The following is a 19,933-nucleotide window of genomic DNA, read 5'->3' as shown; positions in this document are numbered from 1 at the left end:
CCGCTAGCAAGGACCCGTCCGCACCCGCACCACCGTGTCGAGGAGCCCGCCGTGACCGCACCGCTCACCGCCCGCCCGCACCGCCGGCCGCGCACGACGGCCACCCACGACCCGGCCGGGCGCCGCCCGCGCCACCCCCGCGCCGCCTGCACCGGCCCGGACGGCCACGACCCCCGGGCGCTGGCCTCCCGCTTCGCCCACCAACTGGTCGAGGTGCTCACCGGCGCCCGGCCGTCCGGCCAGCTGATGCGGCACACCAGCCTGGACGGCTACGGGCAGCTCGCCTCCCTGGTCCGGGCCGGCGCGCTGCGCCGCGGCGGCGCCGCCGACCGGCCCCGGCTGGGCCCGGTGCACGACCGGTCGCCCTCGCCCGACGCCGTCGAGGCCTGCGTCCGGGTCGACCTCGGCCGGCGGCACCACATGGTGGCCTTCCGGCTGGAGCAGCGCGGCCAGGCCGGGCAGTGGCAGTGCACCGCCGTGGAGGCCCGATGACCACGACCGTCGCGGCGACCACGGCCGTCACAGCGGCCAAGGCGGGCAGGGCGGCCACAGCGGCCCCCACGACCGCGTGGCGGACGGGAACGGCACAGGGCGCCGCCCCCGTCCGGGAGCGGCGCCCTGTGCGGCGTCCTGCGGCCTGCTCAGCCCTTGCGGCGGCGGCCCTTGGCCGACTTCGCGGCCTTGCGGCGCTCGGCGCGGGTCAGCCCGTCGCCCTCGTCCTCCGGCGCGAGGTCCTCGAAGTCGCCCTCGATGACACCGCCGCCGACCTCGTCCGAGGGGGCCGTGTAGTGCAGCCGCTGCGGCTTCGGGGCCTCCAGGCCCTTGGCCTTGATCTCCGGGCGGGCGGCGTCCTTCTCCAGCTTGTCGAGCAGCACCTCGGCGTCCGCGACCGGGACCTCCTCGACCTGCTGCTCGACCTGGACCTCCAGGTTGAACAGGTAGCCGACGGACTCCTCCTTGATGCCCTCCATCATCGCGGTGAACATGTCGAAGCCCTCGCGCTGGTACTCGATCAGCGGGTCGCGCTGCGCCATGGCCCGCAGGCCGATGCCCTCCTGGAGGTAGTCCATCTCGTAGAGGTGCTCGCGCCAGCGGCGGTCCAGCACCGACAGCACGACCCGGCGCTCCAGCTCACGCATGATCTCGGCGCCGAGCTGGTCCTCACGGGCGCCGTACTGCGCCTGGATGTCCTCCTGGACGACCTTGACCAGGAACTCGGAGGTCATCCCGGCGGGGCCGCCGGCCTCCTCCTCCAGCTCCTCCAGGTCCAGGGTGACCGGGTAGAGCTGCTTGAGCGCGGTCCAGAGCTTCTCCAGGTCCCAGTCGTCCTCGAAGCCCTCGCCGGTGGCCGCCTTGACGTAGGCCTCGACGGTGTCGTCCATGAAGTGGCCGACCTGCTCCTGCAGGTCCTCGCCCTCCAGCACGCGGCGGCGCTCGCCGTAGATGACCTCGCGCTGGCGGTTCAGCACCTCGTCGTACTTGAGGACGTTCTTGCGGATCTCGAAGTTCTGCTGCTCGACCTGGGTCTGCGCGGAGGCGATCGCCCGGGTGACCATCTTGGACTCGATCGGCACGTCCTCGGGCACGTTGGCCATCGACAGCACGCGCTCGACCATGCCGGCCTTGAACAGGCGCATCAGGTCGTCGCCCAGCGACAGGTAGAAGCGGGACTCGCCCGGGTCGCCCTGACGGCCGGAACGGCCGCGCAGCTGGTTGTCGATCCGACGGGACTCGTGCCGCTCGGTGCCCAGCACATAGAGGCCGCCGGCCTCCTTGACCTCGTCCTGCTCCGCCTTGACCGAGGCCTTGGCCTTCTCCAGGGCGGCGGGGAACGCGGCCTCGTACTCCTCCGGGGTCTCGGTCGGGGTGAGCCCGCGCTGCGCCAGCTCGGCCGCCGCGAGGTGGTCGGAGTTGCCGCCGAGCATGATGTCGGTACCGCGGCCGGCCATGTTGGTGGCGACGGTCACGGCGCCCTTGCGGCCCGCCTGCGCGACGATCTGCGCCTCGCGCTCGTGGTGCTTGGCGTTCAGCACCTCGTGCGGGATGCCGCGCTTGCGCAGCTCCTGCGAGAGGTACTCGGACTTCTCCACCGACACGGTACCGACCAGCACCGGCTGGCCCTTCTCGTGCTTCTCGGCGATGTCCTCGACCACGGCGGCGAACTTGGCCGGCTCCGACTTGTAGATCAGGTCGGGCTGGTCGATGCGCAGCGGGTTCTTGTTGGTCGGGATCGGCACCACGCCGAGCTTGTAGATCTGGTGGAACTCGGCGGCCTCGGTGGTGCCGGTACCGGTCATGCCGGCGAGCTTGTCGTACAGGCGGAAGAAGTTCTGCAGGGTGATGGTGGCCAGCGTCTGGTTCTCGTTCTGGACCTCCACCCCCTCCTTCGCCTCGATCGCCTGGTGCATGCCCTCGTTGTAGCGGCGGCCGGCCAGGATGCGGCCGGTGTGCTCGTCGACGATCATGACCTCGCCGTTCATGACGACGTAGTCCTTGTCCGCCCGGTACAGCTCCTTCGCCTTGATGGCGTTGTTCAGGAAGCCGACCAGCGGGGTGTTCACCGACTCGTAGAGGTTGTCGATGCCGAGGTAGTCCTCGACCCGGGTGACGCCCTCCTCCAGGATGCCGACGGTGCGCTTCTTCTCGTCGACCTCGTAGTCGCGGTCGATCTTCAGGCGCAGCACCAGCTTGGCGAAGTCGGCGTACCACTTGGTCGCCTGGTCGGCCGGGCCGGAGATGATCAGCGGGGTGCGGGCCTCGTCGATGAGGATCGAGTCGACCTCGTCGACGACCGCGAAGTTGTGGCCGCGCTGGACGAGTTCGTCCTTCGACCAGGCCATGTTGTCACGCAGGTAGTCGAAGCCGAACTCGTTGTTCGTGCCGTACGTGATGTCCATCGAGTACTGGTGCTTGCGCTCGGCGGGCGTCATGTTGCCGAGGATCACGCCGACTTCGAGGCCGAGGAAGCGGTGCACCCGGCCCATCCACTCCGAGTCGCGCTCGGCGAGGTAGTCGTTGACGGTGATCAGGTGGACGCCCTTGCCGGTGAGCGCGTTCAGGTACGCGGGCAGGGTGCCGACGAGGGTCTTGCCCTCACCGGTGCGCATCTCTGCGACGTACCCGTGGTGCAGGGCCGCGCCGCCCATGAGCTGAACGTCGTAGTGCCGCTGACCGAGCACCCGCTTGGCGGCCTCGCGCACCGTGGCGAACGCCTCGGGGAGGATGTCGTCCAGGGTCTCGCCGTCCGCGAGCCGCTGCTTGTACTCGTCGGTCAGCGCGCGCAGCTCGGCGTCGGTGAGGTTGACGAAGTCCTCTTCGATGGAGTTGACCTGGGCAGCAATCCGCTGCAGCTTGCGAAGGATCTTGCCTTCGCCGGCGCGCAGGATCTTGTCGAAGACGGACACTTGGGCGGGCTCCTTGCCTGTATTGGCACTGGACGACTGCACGGCGGGTTCACCCCACCGCACGGGCCATCGTATGCGAGGAGTCCAATGCCCCGGGAGGTGCGTCAGCACGGTATTCCCGTGTCACCCGCGCGAGCACTTGATCCGATAGCACCGCCCACCGGGACAAACCGGTCAGCGGACCGAGGGATCGGCCCGATATTCGGATGCCCGAATTCCTCTCTCCACGGAATAATCCGCCCATGGAAGAGCCCCCCACCGTCACCCTCACCACGGACCGCCTCGTCCTGCGGGCCCCGCAGGAGTCGGACATCGACGCCGTCTTCGCCGCCTGCCAGGACGCCGAGATCCAGCGCTGGACGGTCGTCCCGAGCCCGTACCGGCGCGAGGACGCCGAGTACTTCGTCCGCGACCTCGCCGCACAGGGCTGGCGCACCGGCGAGAACCGGATCTGGTGCGTGTTCGAGCGCGGCTCCGACGCCCTGGTCGGCACCCAGGGCCTCGTGCTGCGCCACGGCGACCCGGGCTCCGCCGAGGTCGGCTGGTGGGCGACGAAGGAGTTCCGCGGCCGCGGCTACACCGTCGAGGCCGCCCGCGCGGTCGCCCGCCACGGCCTGGTCGAGCTCGGCCTGCGCCGCCTGGAGTGGCAGGCCTACGTGGGCAACGAGGGCTCCCGCGCGGTGGCCGAGAAGGTCGGCTACCGCTTCGAGGGCACCCTGCGCTCGTACGCCGAGCAGCGCGGCACCTTCCACGACGCCTGGGTCGCCTCGCTGCTCGCCTCGGACCTCCCGGACCTCCCGGACCTCCAGCGCTGACCACCGCCCCGGCACACCCCGACCGGCTGTCGGTGCCCCGGACTACCCTCGCCGACATGACCGCCCTGCCTGCCGCCGGCTCCCCCGCCGGCCCGCCGCCCGTCACCGCCCTGAGCGCCGACGAAGCCCGCCGGATCGCCCTTCGCGCCCAGGGCCTGCTCGGCGCGCCGGACCGCCGGGCCGGGGTGCGCGGGGTGCTGCGGCACCTGGGCGCCGTCCAGCTGGACACCATCTCGGTGCTGGCCCGCTCGCACGAACTGGTGCCGTACGCCCGGCTCGGCGCGGTCGGCCGCCCGGCCGTCGAGGCCGCGTACTGGGGCGCGGGCACGAGCTTCGAGTACTGGTCGCACGCGGCCTGCATCCTGCCGGTCGAGGAGTGGCCGCTGTTCGCGTTCCGGCGCCGCCGCTACCGCGAGCGCGGCCACCTCTGGGGCCACCAGGTGACGCCCGAGACGTACCGGCACGTGCTCGACAAGCTGCGCGCCGAGGGCCCGTTGACCTCCACGGAACTGGGCGGCGCCAAGAAGACCGCCGAGTGGTGGGACTGGTCGGACACCAAGATCGCGGTGGAGCGGGCGCTGGCCTTCGGCGACGTGGTCTGCACCGAGCGCCGGAGCTGGAAGCGCGTCTACGCGCTGGCCGAACAGGCCATCCCCGACGCGCTGTTCGGTCAGGACCGCACCGACCGGGAGTGCGTGCGCACCCTGGTCGCCCAGGCCGGGGCCGCACTCGGCGTGGCCACCCGGGCCGACCTGCTGGACTACCACCGGCTGCGCGCCGAGCAGCTGGACCCGGTCCTCGCGGACTGCGGGCTCGTCCCGGTCGAGGTGGCCGGCTGGGGCCCGGGCGGCGCCGCGGCGGCGGCCTGGGCCGACCCGGCCGCACTGGCCACCGCCCCGCGCGGGCGCCACCGCACCACGCTGCTCTCGCCGTTCGACTCGCTGATCTGGGACCGCGCACGCACCGAGCGGATCTTCGGCATGACGCACCGGCTGGAGGCCTACACGCCCAAACACAAGCGGGTGCACGGCTACTTCGCGATGCCGCTGCTGGCCGGCGGCCGGCTGGTGGGCCGGGTCGACCCGGCCCGGGAGGGGCGCACCCTGGTGGCCCGTCAGGTCTCGCTGACCGGCGACCGGGGTCACGGCGCCCGGCACGTCGAGGCGCTGGCGGCGGCCCTGCGCGAGGCGGCCGCCTGGGTGGGCTGCGACGCCGTCCGGGTCGAGACCCTGCCGAACGAACGGCTGCGCCCGGCCCTCGAGAAACTCCTCGCGAGCTAGGTCCTGTCCGGTCGATCTTGGCGGATCAGCCCGCGGCGCTGGGCGCCCGGCTGGGCGTGCGCCCGGATCGTCCTCGTACTGGGCGTACTTGGGCGATTCGGGCGTGCGTCCAGGCGGGATGCCCAACGTCGCGGGCCCGGCAAGATCGGCCGGACAGGGCCTAGGACACAAGGCGCAGCCGGGTCACCCTATTTCGAGGATCTTCTCGCGCATCGCGTACACCACCGCCTCCATCCTGGAGTGCAGTTGGAGCTTCTCCAGGATGTTGCGCACGTGGTTCTTCACGGTGTTCTCGCTGATGAACAGCTCCTTGGCGATCTCCCGGTTGTTCATCCCGGTCGCCACCAGCTTGAGCACCTCCAACTCCCGGTCGGTGAGCCGGGGTGCGGGCACCAGGTCCCGGTCGTCGGAGCGGCGCTGGATCATCGACTTGAACTCGGTGAGCAGCTTGGACGCCATCGACGGGCTGATCTGGGACTGCCCGTCGGCGACCGCGCGGATCGCGGTGGCGACCTCGTCGGTGGAGATCTCCTTCAGCAGGTAGCCGGTGGCGCCCGCCTTGATCGCCTCGTAGAGGTCGGCCTCCTCGTCGCTTATCGTCAACATGATGATCTTGGTGCTGGGTGCCACGTCCTTGATCGCGGTGCAGGCCTCGATCCCGCTGCGGCGCGGCATCCGGACGTCCATCAGGATGATGTCCGGGAGCAGGTCGGCAGCCTTCAGCACGGCCTCGGCGCCGTCGCCGGCCTCGCCGACGACCTTGATGTCCGGCTCCTCCGCGAGCACGATCTCCAGCCCCCGGCGGAACAGCGCGTGGTCGTCCACCACCAGCACGCGGATCGGCTCACCCCGGTGCGGCGCGTACGCGGGTTCCTCCTCCGGTCCCGGTGACAGTCCGGTGACCGGCCCCGTAGCGGGCCCCAGCCCGAAGTGATCCCCCATCCGCTCCTCCCCCTTCGCGGGTCGTCGTGCGCCAATCATTCCACGCCGCGCGGCCGTTGCGGTCACCCTCCGACGCCGCCCTTCCGCATCGGGTGACCTCCCGGGCCCGCCCTCGACTCCCGCTCCACCCGCCCTGCCCCGAAACGCCGGTGACCCCGGCGGACTCGGCCGCCGGGGTCACCCCTCCAGGATTGTCTTCGGACGGTCAGTCCTCGTCGTCGCTTTCGCCGATCGCCCCGCCCGCGCCACTGCCCGCGCCGGCCGACCCGTCGGTCTGCAGGTGGATGACGCCGTAGTGGTAGCCGTGACGGCGGTAGACGACGCTCGGCAGGCCGCTGTCCTTCTCCACGAAGAGGTAGAAGTCGTGGCCGACCAGTTCCATCTCGTACAGCGCCTGGTCCAGCGCCATGGGGGCGGCCGGGTGGGTCTTCTCCCGGACCACCAGCGGGCCTTCGCCCTCCACTTCCAGGGATCCCATCATGGTCTTGCGGACGGCCCCGTTGGTCTCGCCCTCCCGCGCCGCCGTGTCCGGCAGCGCGGCCAGCGCCGCGGTCGCCTCGGCGACGCTGATGGGGGTGCGGCCGTTGCCGCCCTTGTGCACTCGGCGCCGGTCCGCGGACTTGCGCAGCTGGGCGTCGAGCTTCGCCGAGGCCAGGTCGAGCGCCGCGTACGGGTCGGCGGCGGCGGCTTCGGCCCGGATCACCGGCCCACGGGTACGGAGAGTGATCTCCACCCGCTCGGACCGGTCGGCCTGCCGCGGGTTGTGCTCCTTGGACACCTCGACGTCGAGGCTGATCACCTTGCCGTCGAACTTCTGGACCTTCTCCAGCTTCTCGGCCACGTGCTCGCGGAACCTCTTGGGCACCTCGGTCTTGCGGCCCTTGACGACGATGTCCACGCAGAACTCCGATCCCTCGTGCTGACGCCGATCCGGGTGCTACCGGACCGGACTGAGACCCAGCTGGACCAGCCCATCCACTGCCGGCCCCCCGCCCCCGCCGCCAGCGGCGGGAAACGACTGGCCCTCACCTCACTTCCTCCCCACCAGGGACGGTTGAAACCCCTTGGAGCTTTATCGAACACCTCACACGGGGTTTTCGCCTCCCCAGGCGCGGAGTCGGGTATGACCCGATACTGCGGGCGGGCGGTCAAGCTGTTGGACCCTGTCTACCCTCCTGCGAGTGAAGCACGGGTAAATACCTGGACAACACCCCCCGTACGGCGCATCCTTTGCTCACTCTCCGTGCCTGCCGTCGCCAGGAGCAGCCGTGCCACCACCCTCCGCCCCCACCCGTCCGCCGTCCGCCCAAGGGCCGTTCGGCCACGCACTGGCCGGACTGCTGGACGTCCTGGTCCCGGCCCGCTGCGCCGGCTGCGGCGCCGAGCGCACCCAGCTCTGCCCGGTCTGCCACCACGCGCTGGCCGCCACCCGGCCCGGCCCCACGCTGCTGCCCTGGGCGCACGCCGCCGCCCCGTACGCCGATCCCGTCCGGCAGTTGCTGCTCGCCCACAAGGAGCGCGGCGCGCTGCGCTTGGCGGGCCCGCTCGGCGAGGCGCTCGGCCGGGCCGTCCGCTCCGCCCTGGGGCCGCGTGCCGGGGCCGCGCCGCTGCTGCTGGTCCCGATGCCCTCGGCCCGGTCCGCCGTCCGCGCCCGCGGCCACGACCCGACGCTGCGGCTGGCCGGGGCCGCCGCCCGCTCGCTGCGCCGGTGCGGCCTGGACGCCCGGGCCGAGCCGCTGCTGCGGCACGCCCGCCCGGTCGCCGACCAGGCCGGGCTGAGCGCGGCCGAGCGCCACCGCAACCTGCACGGCGCGCTCACCGTGCTGCCGCGCGCCCGGCGCGACCTGCTGGGCCGTCAGCCGGTCCTGGTGGACGACCTGGTGACCACCGGCGCCAGCCTCGCCGAGGCGGCCCGGGCACTGGCGGACGCCGGACTGCCCGCCCGGGCGGGCGCCGCGGTCGCCGCCACCGCGCACCGGCCCGGCTGAGGCACCGTGCGGCCCGACGGGGCATCAGGGATCGGAACGTCAGGCCGTGACGGGCCGGTTCCCAGACGCACGCCCTAGCCCGCGTAGAAGAAGGACCCGGCCTTGTCGGCCAACTGGACCTCGCGCCACTGACTGCCGATCAGCCGGTAGATCGCGCCGCCGGCCGCCGCGAGCACCGACGGCGCCTGGGCCAGGACGTTGCCCCGGGACTCGGAGGCCGAGACGGTGAGCATGTTCTCGGCCTGCAGCGTGGTGTCGGCGCTCTGCGTGCCGTCGGTGCCGATGTAGTACAGCTGCTTGATCCGGTCGGCCTCCTTGCCGAGCACCAGCAGCTGGTCGGCCTCCGCCCAGGAGACCGAGGCGACGTCGGTGAGCGAGGGGGCCGCCTGGCGCAGGCCGGTGATCCGCGCGGTCGGCGCCTCCGGGGTGCCGCCGTGCACCACCAGGCCGAAGTACAGCGAGCGGCTGGGCACGCCCGCGGTCTTGACCACCAGGGCGGCCCGGGCGCCGTCCGAGGAGATCTTCAGGGCCTGCACGGTCTGCCCGTCCAGCCCCTCGACCGCGACGGGGTACGTCCGGTTGCCGCGGACCATCACCACCCGCGGGCCCTGCGGGTTGCGGTCCACCACCCAGAGGTCGCCGCGGCCGTCCCAGCTGGGCGAGGCGAGGCCGTCCTCCTTGTCGGAGGTCTTCACCGGCGAGGTGAGCACCGGGTCGGGCAGCGCCACCGCGCTGTCCGCCAGCGGCACCGAGTAGAGCTGGTGGCCGTCCCCGCTGATCGCCGCGGCCCGGGAGCCGTCCCGGTTGACGGCCATGGTGCCGAGCGGCGCCTTGCCGGCCGGCTGCGGCTTGCCGAGGACGCCGCGCACCGGCTCGCCGTTGCGCTGCTCGTCGGTGACCATCAGGAGGCCGTTGTCGGCGCGCTGGTAGTACTGCTGCGCGGGCAGCGGCCCGGCCAGGGCGCCGGGGCCGGTGGCCGGCAGGTCGTTGCGGCTGGCAAAGCAGTTGCCCCGCTGGCCCTTGAGTTCGAGCCGTTCGACCTGCCCCTTGCCCTGGTCGGCGAGGGTGTAGAAGAGCTGGGTCGCCATCCGCCGGCAGGACACCGGCTCGCTGACGTCCGCCCCGCCGAGCTGCACGTGGGCGATCCGGCCGTCGTCGACGCTCACCCGGTCGACGGTGACGCCGCTCGGGAAGGACGTCCGGGCGACCGGCGCGAGCCAGGTCGAGGGCCCGGCGACCAGGGCCTTGGCGGCGGCGGTCAGCGGGTCTATCCGGCGCCGCAGGTAGATCGGGTCGGGGATCAGGACCTGTTGGCCGGCGCTCCCGGTGACGGTCGAGGACGGGTCCGGCGTGGTGTAGAAGTACCGGTCGACCTGGCGGTAGCTGTTGTTGAAGTTGGTCTCGTTCATGATCACGCCGGCCGGCAGCCGGTCGATCCGCCACTCGCCGTCCTTCTCCCGGACGAGGGTGAAGTCGGCCGAGACGTCCCGCTGCCCCTCGGCCAGGTACGAGTGCTTCTCGTCGATCCTGGCGATCAGCGAGCCGGTCACCGTCGCGGAGACGCTGGTGTCGGTGTCGGCGATGTCCTGGCCGGCCGGGAGGTTCGGGGTGGCGGCGGAGAGCACCTGGATGCCGGCGTCCGGGTTCCAGTGCGCGGAGGCGTTCTCGGTGAGGTACTGCCGCGCGGTCTCGTACCCCTCGTCGGCGGTCACCGCGTCCAGGAACCCGGTCAGCAGGGCACGCGGCTTGGCGCCCTTGGCCGGCGCCACCGGGTAGACCTTGGCCTGCAGGTTCTTGTCGGCCGCCCCCTGCGACAGCTCCACCCGGGAGATGCCGCCGGAGTCCGGCATGGCCGCGCAGCCGCTCGCCACCAGGGCGCCGAGCACCACGCCGGCCACCGCCGTAAACCGCGGCTCAGTCCTGCTGCTCGTCCTTCGCACGCTGCGACCCCTCCAGGTCCGTCCCGCCCGTCCCGTCCGTCACGTCCGGCTCCGCCGTCCGCTGTGCCACCGACGGCCTTCCGGGCGTCGGGTCCACCATCACCTGGGCGCCGGTGGCACCGTACCCGCTCCCCGCCGTCCGGACGTCCGAGGGGTCCGCGCGCGGCCCTTCGGGCAGCCGGCGCTTTCCCAGGTCGGGGCCGATGTTCAGCACCCCGCCGAGCCCGCTGCCGAAGCCGTTGACGGGCCCCTCCGGCGTCTCCGCCTGCTCCTCGGCCGCGGTCATCGCGGTCGCGCCGGGCGGGCTGATCGCCCGCCGGTACGGCACGCCGTAGGTGCCCAGGCCCCGGTTGTTGCGGGAGTCCTCCGGCTCCAGCCGGAACGGCGCCCGGCTGATCTCGCCGCCCCGGGTGCGCGGCAGGGTGAGCCGGAAGTGCGAGCCGCCGCCGGGCTCGCCCCAGGCCTGCAGCCAGCCGCCGTGCAGGTGCGCGTCCTCGACGGCGATGGACAGGCCGAGGCCGGTGCCGCCGGTGGTCCGCACCCGGGACGGGTCGGCCCGCCAGAAGCGGTGGAACACCCGGGACGCCTCGCCCGGCTTGAGGCCGATGCCGTAGTCGCGCACGCCGACCGCGACCGCGCCGTCGGCCGAGCCCAGCCGGACCACCACGTCGCGTCCCTCGCCGTGCTCCAGGGCGTTGACCACCAGGTTGCGCAGGATGCGCTCGATCCGGCGGGAGTCCACCTCGGCGACGACCGGCTCGCCGTCGCCGCGGATCACCACCGCACTGCCCTTGGCCTGGGCCAGCGGGTCGGCGGCCTCCACCACCCGGGCGACGATGTCGCGCAGGTCGACCGGCTCGCCGTCCAGGATCGCGGCGCCGGCGTCGAAGCGGCTGATCTCCAGCAGGTCGGCGAGCAGCGACTCGAAGCGGTCCAGCTGGCCCTGCAGCAGCTCCGCCGAGCGGGCCGCCATCGGGTCCAGGTCCTCGCGGCTGTCGTAGATGAGGTCCGCGGCCATCCGGACCGTGGTCAGCGGGGTGCGCAGCTCGTGCGAGACGTCCGAGACGAAGCGCCGCTGCACCCGGGACAGCTCCTCCAGCTGGCGGATCTGGGCCTGGAGGGCGTTGGCCATCCGGTTGAACGACTCGCCGAGGCGGGCGATGTCGTCCGTGCCGGTGACCTTCATCCGCTCTTCCAGGTGCCCGTCGGCGAGCCGCTCGGAGATGCCGGCGGCCATCCGGACCGGGGTGACCACCTGGCGCACCACGACCCAGGCGATGCCGCCCATCAGGATCACCACGAACACGCCGGCGGTCGCCAGGGTGCCGGTGATCAGGTCGAGGGTGTCGGTCTCCTGGCCGAAGGAGAACACGTAGAACATCTGGTAGCTGTTGCCGGCCGGGCCGGTGAACTGCATGCCGAGGGCCAGCCCGGGCTCGGTCCGCTCGTCGGCCCGGTGGATCCGGGCCGGCTGGTCGAACATCTGGCCGGGCTCGGAGTGGACCCTGTCCCGCAGGGTGTCGGGGACGCTGCTGGGCAGGATGTCGCCCGAGAAGCGCGGCGCGAAGCCGTTCTCCGGGACGATGGCGTCGGTGCCGGCGGCCATCGCGATCACCGAGTAGACGGTCTGCCCGCTCGCGGCCAGGTCGTTGACCTGGCGCAGCAGCCAGGTGCCGGTCTCCTCGATGGTGGGGTCGGGCGTGGCGCCGACCCGCAGCCGCTGGTCCTTCGCCTCGTCGATCTTCTTCAGTTCCGCCTGGAACCCGATCCTGGCCTGCTCGCGGGCGGCCGCCATCTTGGTGCCGAGCAGGCCGGTGCGCACCTGCGCCATCACGACCACGCCGAGCACCAGGACGACCGCGATGGACGCGAGCAGCGAGACCGCCACCACGCGCAGCTGGATCGACCGGCGGTACAGCGCCGTCACCCGGCGCGCGGGGCGACGCAGCTGACGGGTCAGCAGCGCGTACGCGGCCGCCCGGCGCCGGCGGCGGGTGGTCGAACTCAGCACGGACCCGCGAACCGCGTCGGCCCCGTCGGTCGCGGAACCCGACGGGGCTTCGTCAGCCAGGTGCGTCACGTCAGCTGGGTCCGGCCTTGTAGCCGACGCCGCGGACGGTCACCACGATCTCGGGGCGCTCCGGGTCCTTCTCGATCTTGGACCGCAGGCGCTGCACGTGGACGTTGACCAGGCGGGTGTCCGCCGCGTGCCGGTAGCCCCAGACCTGCTCCAGCAGCACCTCACGGGTGAACACCTGCCAGGGCTTGCGGGCCAGCGCGACCAGCAGGTCGAACTCCAGCGGGGTCAGCGGGATGCCCCGGCCGTCCCGCTTCACCGAGTGGCCGGCCACGTCGATCACCAGGTCGCCGATGGTCAGCTGCTCGGGCGTCGGCTCCTCGGCACGGCGCAGCCGGGCACGTACCCGGGCCACCAGCTCCTTGGGCTTGAACGGCTTGGTGACGTAGTCGTCGGCACCCGACTCCAGGCCCACCACGACGTCGACCGTGTCGGTCTTCGCGGTCAGCATGACGATCGGAATGCCGGACTCCGCCCGGATCTGCCGGCAGACGTCGATTCCGTCCCGACCGGGCAGCATCAGGTCGAGCAGGACCAGGTCGGGCTTGGTCTCCCGGAACGCAGCTAGCGCCCTGTCCCCATCCGCGACGAAAAACGGCTCAAAACCCTCACCACGCAGCACGATACCGAGCATCTCGGCCAGTGCGGAGTCGTCATCAACGACGAGGACGCGTCCCTTCATGCGTCCATCCTCTCATTACCGGATTGTGACCTGCCGCACAGCAGTGCCAATGCTCCACAACGGCCAACTCCCCCCACCGGTTAATTCCGGCCATACCGGTCGAATGTGCCCGGCCGGAGCGCCTTCGAACGATCCGCGGCCCACCGCCCGGCCACCGGAAGGCCCCCGTTTCCGATCAGCGGCCGGATACCCATGGGGCCTCCCCAGGCCCCATGGCACGATGGGCGCTGCGCGCGGGCGAAAGATCCGCCCGGAACCGCGCCCGTGACGCCCCTCCGAGGAGCAGTGATGACCGACACTCCGGGCTGGGCCTCGCCCGGCTCGCCCGAGCCGCCCCGCGACGACGCCCGGCCGCCGGCCGACGCGCCCGCCGCCGTGCCCGGGCCGTCGGCACCACCGCAGGGCGCCCCCGCCCCGGCCCCCGGCTGGAACGGCCGGCAGGCCCGGCCCGACTGGAGCCGGCCCGCACCGAACGGCCACCACCCCTACGGCTGGGGCGCTCCGCAGAGCCCCAAGCCCGGCGTCATCCCGCTGCGCCCGCTCGGACTCGGCGAACTCCTCGACGGCTCCGTCGCCACCATCCGCAAGCACTGGCGGACGACCCTCGCCCTCTCCCTCGGCATCGCCATCGTCGAGCAGGCCGGCAACGTCGCCGCCCAGCTGCTGGTCAAGGGCAAGACCGGCCCCGCCACCCAGGTGACGACCATGCTGGCCTCGATGCCGCTGACGGTGCTGCTCGGCGTGGTCGCCACCGCGCTGCTCACCATGGTCGTCAGCCGCGCCGTCCTCGGGCAGTCCGCGAACGCCGGGGACGCCTGGCGCGACGCCCGCCGCCGGCTGCCGCAGCTGCTCGGGCTGACCCTGCTCACCGGCCTGATGTCCGGCGGTGTGGTGCTGCTCGGCTTCAGCCCCTGGTACTTCTACGCCACCGGCTCGGCGGGCGCCCCCGAGACGGAGGCCCTGCTGTTCCTCGTCGGCATCCTGACCATCCCGGTCGGGTTCTGGCTGTGGATCCGGTTCAGCCTGGCCGCCCCCGCCCTGATGCTGGAGAAGCAGGGCGTGCGGACCGCGCTGTCCCGCTCCCGGCGGCTGACCCTCGGCTCCTGGTGGCGGATCTTCGGCATCTCGCTGCTCGGCGAGGTGCTGACCTTCATCGTCGCCATGGTCATCGCGATCCCGTTCCGCTTCGCCGGACTCGTCCTCGGCTTCAGCGACCTCGACCGCCAGGTCGACCTCAGCTCGGCCCACGAGCCCACCGCGATGCTGATCACCACCGCGATCGCCGGCATCATCGCCGCCACCCTCACCATCCCCTTCCGGGCCGCCCTCGGCGTCCTCATCTACGTCGACCAGCGGATCCGCCGCGAGGCCCTGGACATCGAACTCGCCCGCGCCGCCGGCCTCGCCGAGCCCGGCGCCACCGGCTGGGGCGACCAGGCCGGCCGACCCCCCGCGAGGCGCTGACCCGGATGCCTACCTGGGGGGACAGGCTCCTCGTCGCGGGCGGCGCCCCGGTCACCGTCCCGCGTGACCCGGCCCGCGACGCCGCCCGCGACGAACTGCTCGACGCCGAGTACCACAAGCACGACCCGAGCGTCCTGGAACGGGTCATGACCTGGCTCAACGACCACATCACCGACGCGCTCGACAGCATCTCCGGCAACGGCACCAGCGGCACCACCGGCCTGGTGCTCTTCCTGATCGTCGCCGTGCTGATCGGCGCCGCCCTCTGGTGGCGCCTCGGCGCGCCACGGCGCGCGGCCCGCACCGTCCTCGACGTCTACGGCGTCGAAGGACCGCGCGGCGCCGGCCAGTACCGGGCCGACGCCGAACGGCACGCCGCCGCCGGGCAGTGGAACGAGGCCGTCCGCGCGCAGATGCGGGCCCTGGTCCGGGCCCTGGAGGAACGCACCCTGCTCGACGTCCGCCCCGGCCGCACCGCCGACGAGGCCGCCACCGAGGCCGGCCGGGCCCTGCCCGACCACGCCGCCGCCCTGGCCGCCGCCGCCCGCACCTTCGACGACATCGCCTACGGCGAGCGCACCGCCGACCAGGCCGCGTACCAGCTGCTGCGCGAGCTCGACCGGACCCTGGAACGCGCCCGCCCGGCCCTGGGAGGAGCGGCATGACCAGCACCGCCCCCGCGCCGCCCGCGCCGCAGCCGCCCACCGCCCCGGTCCCCGGCGGGACGGCCACGACCAGCCTCGCCCCCACCGGCCGCGGCCTCTGGCGCCGGGCCCGCTGGTACCTGCTCGTCCTCGCCGTCCTGCTGATCGGCGCCACCGCCGTGGCCGCCCTCGGCCAGGACCGCCGCTACCCGCCGTTCGACCCGCGCTCCTACGACAAGGACGGCAGCCACGCCGTCCTCGCGCTGCTCGAACACCAGGGCCTCAAGACCGACCTCACCACCGACCTCACCGGCCACCCGGGCGGCGCCGACACCCTCGTCCTGCCCGAGCCCGACCTGCTCGGCCCCGCCGAACTGCGCGCCGTCGCCGCGGCCCGGCACGGCCGGCTCGTCCTCATCGCCCCCGGTCCGGCCGCACTCAGCGCCCTGGCCCCCGGCATCCGCCCCTCCGACGAGGACGGCGGGCCCTCCTACGCCTCCGTCCGCAGCACCGCCGCCCAGTGCCCGCTCACCGAGGCCGTCCGGGCCGGCAGCGCCGAGATCGGCGGGATGCTCTACACCAGCGGCAGCCGCGGCGCCGGCTGCTACCCGCGCGGCCACGGCTACCCGCTGGTCAGCGCCCCGACCGCCGGCGGCGACGTCATCGTGCTCGGCACCGGCGACTTCCTGCACAACGAGCAGCTCGCCAAGGACGGCAACGCCGCCCTCGCGCTCGGCCTGCTCGGCTCCCAGCCCCGCCTCACCTGGCACCTGCCCGACTACAGCGCCCCGCTCGCCCCGGGCACCCGGGACAAGACCTTCGGCGACTACATCCCGGACGGCTGGCGCTGGGCCGGCTACCAGCTCGCCGTCGCCGCCGTCCTGACCGCCCTCTGGCGCGGCCGCCGACTCGGCCCCGTGATCAGCGAGAACCTGCCCGTGGTGGTCCGCGCCGCCGAGACCACCGAGGGCCGCGCCCGGCTCTACCGCCGCGCCAAGGCCCGCGGCCGCGCCGCCGAGGCCCTGCGCCGGGCCGCCGCGCACCGCCTCGCCCCGGCCCTGGGCGTCCCGCTCCACGCCGGCGCGCCCGACCCCGACACCCTCTGCGCGGCCGTGGCCGACCGCCTCCCCGAGCAGCCCGCCGGCGACGTCCGGGCCCTCCTCTTCGGCCCGCCCCCGACCGACGACACCGCACTGCTGCGGCTCGCCGACGACCTCGACGCCCTCGAAAGGCAGGTACGGAACCCGTGACCGAACAGGCCACCGCCACCCCGTCCAGCACCCCCGGCGCGGCGGCTGCCACCCCGGGCACCCCCGACACCGCCACCGACCCGCGCGCCGCACTCACCGCCCTGCGCGCCGAGATCGGCAAGGCCGTGGTCGGCCAGGACGCCGCCGTCACCGGCCTCGTCGTCGCCCTGCTCTGCGGCGGCCACGTCCTGCTGGAGGGCGTCCCCGGCGTCGCCAAGACCCTGCTGGTCCGCACCCTGTCCACCGCGCTCAACCTGGACACCAAGCGCATCCAGTTCACCCCCGACCTGATGCCCGGCGACGTCACCGGCTCCCTCGTCTACGACGCCCGGACCGCCGAGTTCTCCTTCCAGCCCGGCCCGGTCTTCACCAACCTGCTGCTCGCCGACGAGATCAACCGCACCCCGCCGAAGACCCAGGCCGCCCTGCTGGAGGCCATGGAGGAGCACCAGGTCACCGTCGACGGCGTGCCGCGCCCGCTGCCCGTCCCGTTCCTCGTCGCCGCGACCCAGAACCCGGTCGAGTACGAGGGCACCTACCCGCTGCCCGAGGCCCAGCTGGACCGCTTCCTGCTCAAGCTGGTCCTGCCGCTGCCCGACCGGGACCAGGAGTTCCAGGTCCTGTCACGGCACGCCGCCGGCTTCGACCCCCGCGACCTCGCCGCCGCCGGCGTCCGCCCGGTCGCCGGGCCCGCGCACCTCGCCGCCGCCCGCGAGCAGATCGCCAAGCTGACCGTCTCCCCCGAGATCCTCGCGTACATCGTCGACCTCTGCCGGGCCACCCGGCAGTCCCCGTCGCTGTCCATCGGCGTCTCGCCGCGCGGTGCCACCGCCCTGCTGGCCGCCTCCCGCGCCTGGGCCTGGCTCGCCGGCCGCGACTACGTCACCCCCGACGACGTCAAGGCCCTGGCCCTGCCCACCCTGCGGCATCGCGTCGCGCTGCGCGCCGAGGCCGAGATGGAGGGCGTCACCGCCGACTCCGTCATCCAGGCCGTCCTCACCCAGACGCCCGCCCCCCGCTGAACCGCCCGTTCCCGAAGGAGCGCACCGCATGGCCCTCACCGGGCGAACCGCCCTGCTCGCCGCGCTCGGCACGCTCGTCGTGGGCCTGTTGCTGCCGTCCTGGGCCGGGATCGGCCTCGTCACCGGCACCGTGCTGCTCGCCGCCGTGATCGACCTGGTGCTCGCCGCCCCCGTCCGCAGTCTGGAACTCGGCCGGGGCGGCGACACCACCGTCCGGCTCGGCGAACCCGCCTCCGTCGAACTGACCGTCACCAACCCCTCCGGGCGGCTCCTCCGGGCCCGGATCCGCGACGCCTGGGCCCCGTCCGCCTGGCGGCCGGGCACCGCCGAGGCCGCCTCCCGGCACACCCTGCACGTCCCCGCCGGCGAGCGGCGCCGGGCCGTCAGCGTGCTCGCCCCGACCCGTCGCGGCGACCACCACGCCCGGCGGGTGACGGTCCGTTCGCTCGGGCCGCTCGGCCTGGCCGGCCGCCAGGGCTCGCACCACCTGCCCTGGACGGTCCGCGCCCTGCCCCCGTTCAACAGCCGCAAGCACCTGCCCTCCCGGCTCGCGCGGCTGCGCGAACTCGACGGCCGCACCTCCGTCCTGACCCGCGGCCAGGGCACCGAGTTCGACTCCCTGCGCGAGTACCTGCCCGGCGACGACGTCCGCTCCATCGACTGGCGGGCCAGCGCCCGCCGCAACACCGTCGCCGTCCGCACCTGGCGCCCCGAACGCGACCGGCACATCCTCGTCGTCCTCGACACCGGCCGCACCTCCGCCGGCCGGGTCGGCGACGCGCCCCGCCTCGACGCCGCCCTCGACGCCGCCCTGCTGCTCACCGCCCTCGCCACCCGCGCCGGCGACCGGGTCGACCTGCTCGCCCACGACGCCCGCAAGCGCGCCGCGGTCGCCGGCAGCTCGCCCAGCGAGATCCTGCCGGCCTTCACCAACGCGATGGCCTCCCTCCAACCGGCCCTGCACGAGACCGACATGCGCTCGCTGGTCTCCACCGCCCTCAAGATGGCACCGCACCGCTCGCTGATCGTCCTGCTCACCGGCCTCGACACGGCCCCGGTCGAGGACGGCCTGCGCCCGCTGCTGCCGCTGCTCACCAAGCGCCACGAGGTGGTCCTGGCCTCCGTCGCCGACCCCCACCTGGACGCCCTCGCCGCAGGCCGCGGCACCCTGGAAGCCGTCTACGGCGCCGCCGCCGCCGAACAGACCCGCGCCGACCGCCGCGCCACCGCCGACCTCCTCACCCGCCACGGCGTCACCGTCCTCGACGCCTCCCCCACCCAGCTCGCCCCCGCGCTCGCCGACACCTACCTCGCGCTCAAGGCCGCCGGCCGCCTCTGAGCCACGCCTTACGACGGTCACGTCCCCTGGTCCCGCCCATTGGTCCCATCCCTCCAAGGGGAGAGCCGTGGTGACGCCGCGCCACCTGGACGGTCCGTCAGCGAGGCCGACGGGAGTTGAGCCGGGCGGCCTGGCGCATGAGGTGGTCGCGCTCGGCGAGGTTGGGGGCCTGGTGGGCCGCCTCGGCGTACAGCCGGGCCGCCGTCTCCAGGTCGCCGTCGCGCTCGTGGAGGTACGCCGCCACCGCCGTGTGGCGGGGCAGCGAATCGTCCAGCTCCCCGAGCGCCGCCAGCCCCGCGCGCGGTCCGTCGGCCTCACCGACGGCCACCGCGCGGTTGAGCCGGACGACCGGGCTCTCGGTCAGACGGACGAGCTCGTCGTACCACTCGACGATCTGCACCCAGTCGGTCTCTCCGGCGGGGAGGTCACTCGGTGACGGTGGGCGGCGCGGCCAGGAACGGACGCAGCTCCAGCCACTCGTGGATCGGCCGCCCGCCCGCCCCGGGAGCGGCCGACAGTTCCCCGGCCAGCTCGACGGCGCGCTCGTAGCTGTCGACGTCGATCACCATCCAGCCGGCGATCAGGTCCTTGGTCTCGGCGAACGGGCCGTCGGTCACCGGCGGGCGCCCCTCGCCGTCGTACCGGACGAACGTCCCCTCCGGAGCGAGCGCCTGGCCGTCGACGAACTCGCCGGTCTTCTCCAGCCGGTCCGCGAAGTCCTGCATGTACTTCACGTGCGCCAAGATCTCCTCGGGCGTCCATCGGTCCATGGGCACGTTGTTGACCGGAGCCGGGGCGCCTCGGTAGTGCTTGAGCAGCAGGTACTTGGCCATGATGTTCTCCTCGGTGCTGGTGCGACCCATTGTGGCCGCGTCCACCCCGGGGACGGAGCCAGCCACGGGTTCTCGACATGGCCGGCCGAACTTTTTGAACTTTCGTGGGGCCCCTCGTGGGGACCCTGGTGAGGTGCTCCGGTGGGCCGGAAACGCAAAGAACCCCCATCCGGTTTCCCGGATGGGGGTTCTCTGTGAATGATTGTTCGGCGGCGTCCTACTCTCCCACAGGGTCCCCCCTGCAGTACCATCG

Annotated in this window: 16 protein-coding genes and 1 pseudogene; 9 read left to right on the top strand and 8 right to left on the bottom strand. The window is 73.4% G+C overall.

Annotation, left to right across the window (positions count from 1 at the left end; all coding sequences use genetic code 11):
• Positions 1 to 51 precede the first annotated feature (51 nt).
• On the top strand, positions 52 to 492 hold the full coding sequence (locus ACFVTF_RS16535; protein ID WP_387814150.1) for an Rv3235 family protein: 441 nt from the start codon (positions 52 to 54) through the stop codon (positions 490 to 492).
• 149 nt (positions 493 to 641) lie between these two features.
• Here the strand turns inward: ACFVTF_RS16535 and secA are convergent, their stop codons facing one another.
• The gene (secA, locus tag ACFVTF_RS16530; RefSeq protein WP_387814148.1) at positions 642 to 3,404 is read right to left on the bottom strand and encodes a preprotein translocase subunit SecA; all 2,763 of its coding nucleotides are present in this window, start codon (positions 3,402 to 3,404) and stop codon (positions 642 to 644) included.
• A 242-nt stretch (positions 3,405 to 3,646) separates the two neighbouring features.
• On the opposite strand from secA, the gene ACFVTF_RS16525 reads away from it, so the two are divergent.
• Together ACFVTF_RS16525 and ACFVTF_RS16520 are read left to right on the top strand one after the other, a co-directional pair.
• Complete coding sequence (locus tag ACFVTF_RS16525) at positions 3,647 to 4,219, top strand: GNAT family N-acetyltransferase (RefSeq protein WP_387814146.1); 573 nt, start codon at positions 3,647 to 3,649, stop codon at positions 4,217 to 4,219.
• Positions 4,220 to 4,275: 56 nt separating this feature from the next.
• A complete protein-coding gene (locus ACFVTF_RS16520; protein WP_387814144.1) occupies positions 4,276 to 5,499 on the top strand; it encodes a winged helix-turn-helix domain-containing protein in 1,224 nt (407 codons plus the stop codon).
• A 183-nt stretch (positions 5,500 to 5,682) separates the two neighbouring features.
• On the opposite strand, the gene ACFVTF_RS16515 is transcribed toward ACFVTF_RS16520, so the two are convergent.
• Both ACFVTF_RS16515 and hpf read right to left on the bottom strand, forming a co-directional pair.
• Positions 5,683 to 6,441 carry a response regulator transcription factor gene (locus ACFVTF_RS16515; protein WP_079135841.1) on the bottom strand — a complete coding sequence of 253 codons (759 nt, stop codon included), beginning with the start codon at positions 6,439 to 6,441 and terminating at the stop codon, positions 5,683 to 5,685.
• A 205-nt stretch (positions 6,442 to 6,646) separates the two neighbouring features.
• Positions 6,647 to 7,339, bottom strand: a complete 693-nt coding sequence (gene hpf, locus ACFVTF_RS16510) for a ribosome hibernation-promoting factor, HPF/YfiA family (RefSeq protein WP_371518617.1) — start codon at positions 7,337 to 7,339, stop codon at positions 6,647 to 6,649.
• Positions 7,340 to 7,709: 370 nt separating this feature from the next.
• On the opposite strand from hpf, the gene ACFVTF_RS16505 reads away from it, so the two are divergent.
• Positions 7,710 to 8,429: a ComF family protein gene (locus ACFVTF_RS16505; RefSeq protein ID WP_371518616.1), complete on the top strand. Its 720-nt coding sequence runs from the start codon at positions 7,710 to 7,712 to the stop codon at positions 8,427 to 8,429.
• 74 nt (positions 8,430 to 8,503) lie between these two features.
• Here ACFVTF_RS16505 and ACFVTF_RS16500 read toward each other — a convergent pair whose 3' ends face one another.
• The 3 genes from ACFVTF_RS16500 to mtrA form a co-directional block, all read right to left on the bottom strand.
• A complete protein-coding gene (locus ACFVTF_RS16500; RefSeq protein WP_387814141.1) occupies positions 8,504 to 10,369 on the bottom strand; it encodes an LpqB family beta-propeller domain-containing protein in 1,866 nt (621 codons plus the stop codon).
• Entirely contained in the window at positions 10,344 to 12,380 is a 2,037-nt protein-coding gene (gene mtrB, locus ACFVTF_RS16495) for an MtrAB system histidine kinase MtrB (RefSeq protein ID WP_371518613.1), read from the bottom strand. The genes ACFVTF_RS16500 and mtrB overlap by 26 nt, the downstream gene beginning before the upstream one ends.
• A 70-nt stretch (positions 12,381 to 12,450) precedes the next feature.
• Entirely contained in the window at positions 12,451 to 13,128 is a 678-nt protein-coding gene (gene mtrA, locus ACFVTF_RS16490; RefSeq protein WP_030247322.1) for an MtrAB system response regulator MtrA, read from the bottom strand.
• Positions 13,129 to 13,416: 288 nt separating this feature from the next.
• On the opposite strand from mtrA, the gene ACFVTF_RS16485 reads away from it, so the two are divergent.
• The 5 genes from ACFVTF_RS16485 (at position 13,417) to ACFVTF_RS16465 (ending at position 18,847) form a co-directional block, all read left to right on the top strand.
• Entirely contained in the window at positions 13,417 to 14,592 is a 1,176-nt protein-coding gene (locus tag ACFVTF_RS16485) for a hypothetical protein (protein WP_387814139.1), read from the top strand.
• A 5-nt stretch (positions 14,593 to 14,597) separates the two neighbouring features.
• Positions 14,598 to 15,257, top strand: coding sequence for a DUF4129 domain-containing protein (locus tag ACFVTF_RS16480; protein WP_371518611.1), 660 nt, complete (start codon positions 14,598 to 14,600; stop codon positions 15,255 to 15,257).
• Entirely contained in the window at positions 15,254 to 16,486 is a 1,233-nt protein-coding gene (locus tag ACFVTF_RS16475; RefSeq protein WP_387814137.1) for a DUF4350 domain-containing protein, read from the top strand. The genes ACFVTF_RS16480 and ACFVTF_RS16475 overlap by 4 nt, the downstream gene beginning before the upstream one ends.
• Before the next feature lie 101 nt (positions 16,487 to 16,587).
• A complete protein-coding gene (locus tag ACFVTF_RS16470; protein ID WP_371522808.1) occupies positions 16,588 to 17,508 on the top strand; it encodes an AAA family ATPase in 921 nt (306 codons plus the stop codon).
• A 28-nt stretch (positions 17,509 to 17,536) separates the two neighbouring features.
• Positions 17,537 to 18,847 carry a DUF58 domain-containing protein gene (locus tag ACFVTF_RS16465; RefSeq protein WP_387814135.1) on the top strand — a complete coding sequence of 437 codons (1,311 nt, stop codon included), beginning with the start codon at positions 17,537 to 17,539 and terminating at the stop codon, positions 18,845 to 18,847.
• A gap of 97 nt (positions 18,848 to 18,944) precedes the next feature.
• Here the strand turns inward: ACFVTF_RS16465 and ACFVTF_RS16460 are convergent.
• Both ACFVTF_RS16460 and ACFVTF_RS16455 read right to left on the bottom strand, forming a co-directional pair.
• Positions 18,945 to 19,277: pseudogene (locus ACFVTF_RS16460) on the bottom strand (RNA polymerase subunit sigma-24); the annotation flags it as partial.
• Positions 19,273 to 19,680, bottom strand: a complete 408-nt coding sequence (locus ACFVTF_RS16455; protein WP_387814394.1) for a YciI family protein — start codon at positions 19,678 to 19,680, stop codon at positions 19,273 to 19,275. The gene ACFVTF_RS16455 and the pseudogene ACFVTF_RS16460, both read right to left, overlap by 5 nt.
• Positions 19,681 to 19,933 lie beyond the last annotated feature (253 nt).

The sequence above is a fragment of the Kitasatospora sp. NPDC057940 genome (assembly GCF_042887425.1).
In the GTDB taxonomy this organism is placed as follows: domain Bacteria; phylum Actinomycetota; class Actinomycetes; order Streptomycetales; family Streptomycetaceae; genus Kitasatospora.
This window is presented reverse-complemented; position numbering and strand designations above follow the sequence as displayed.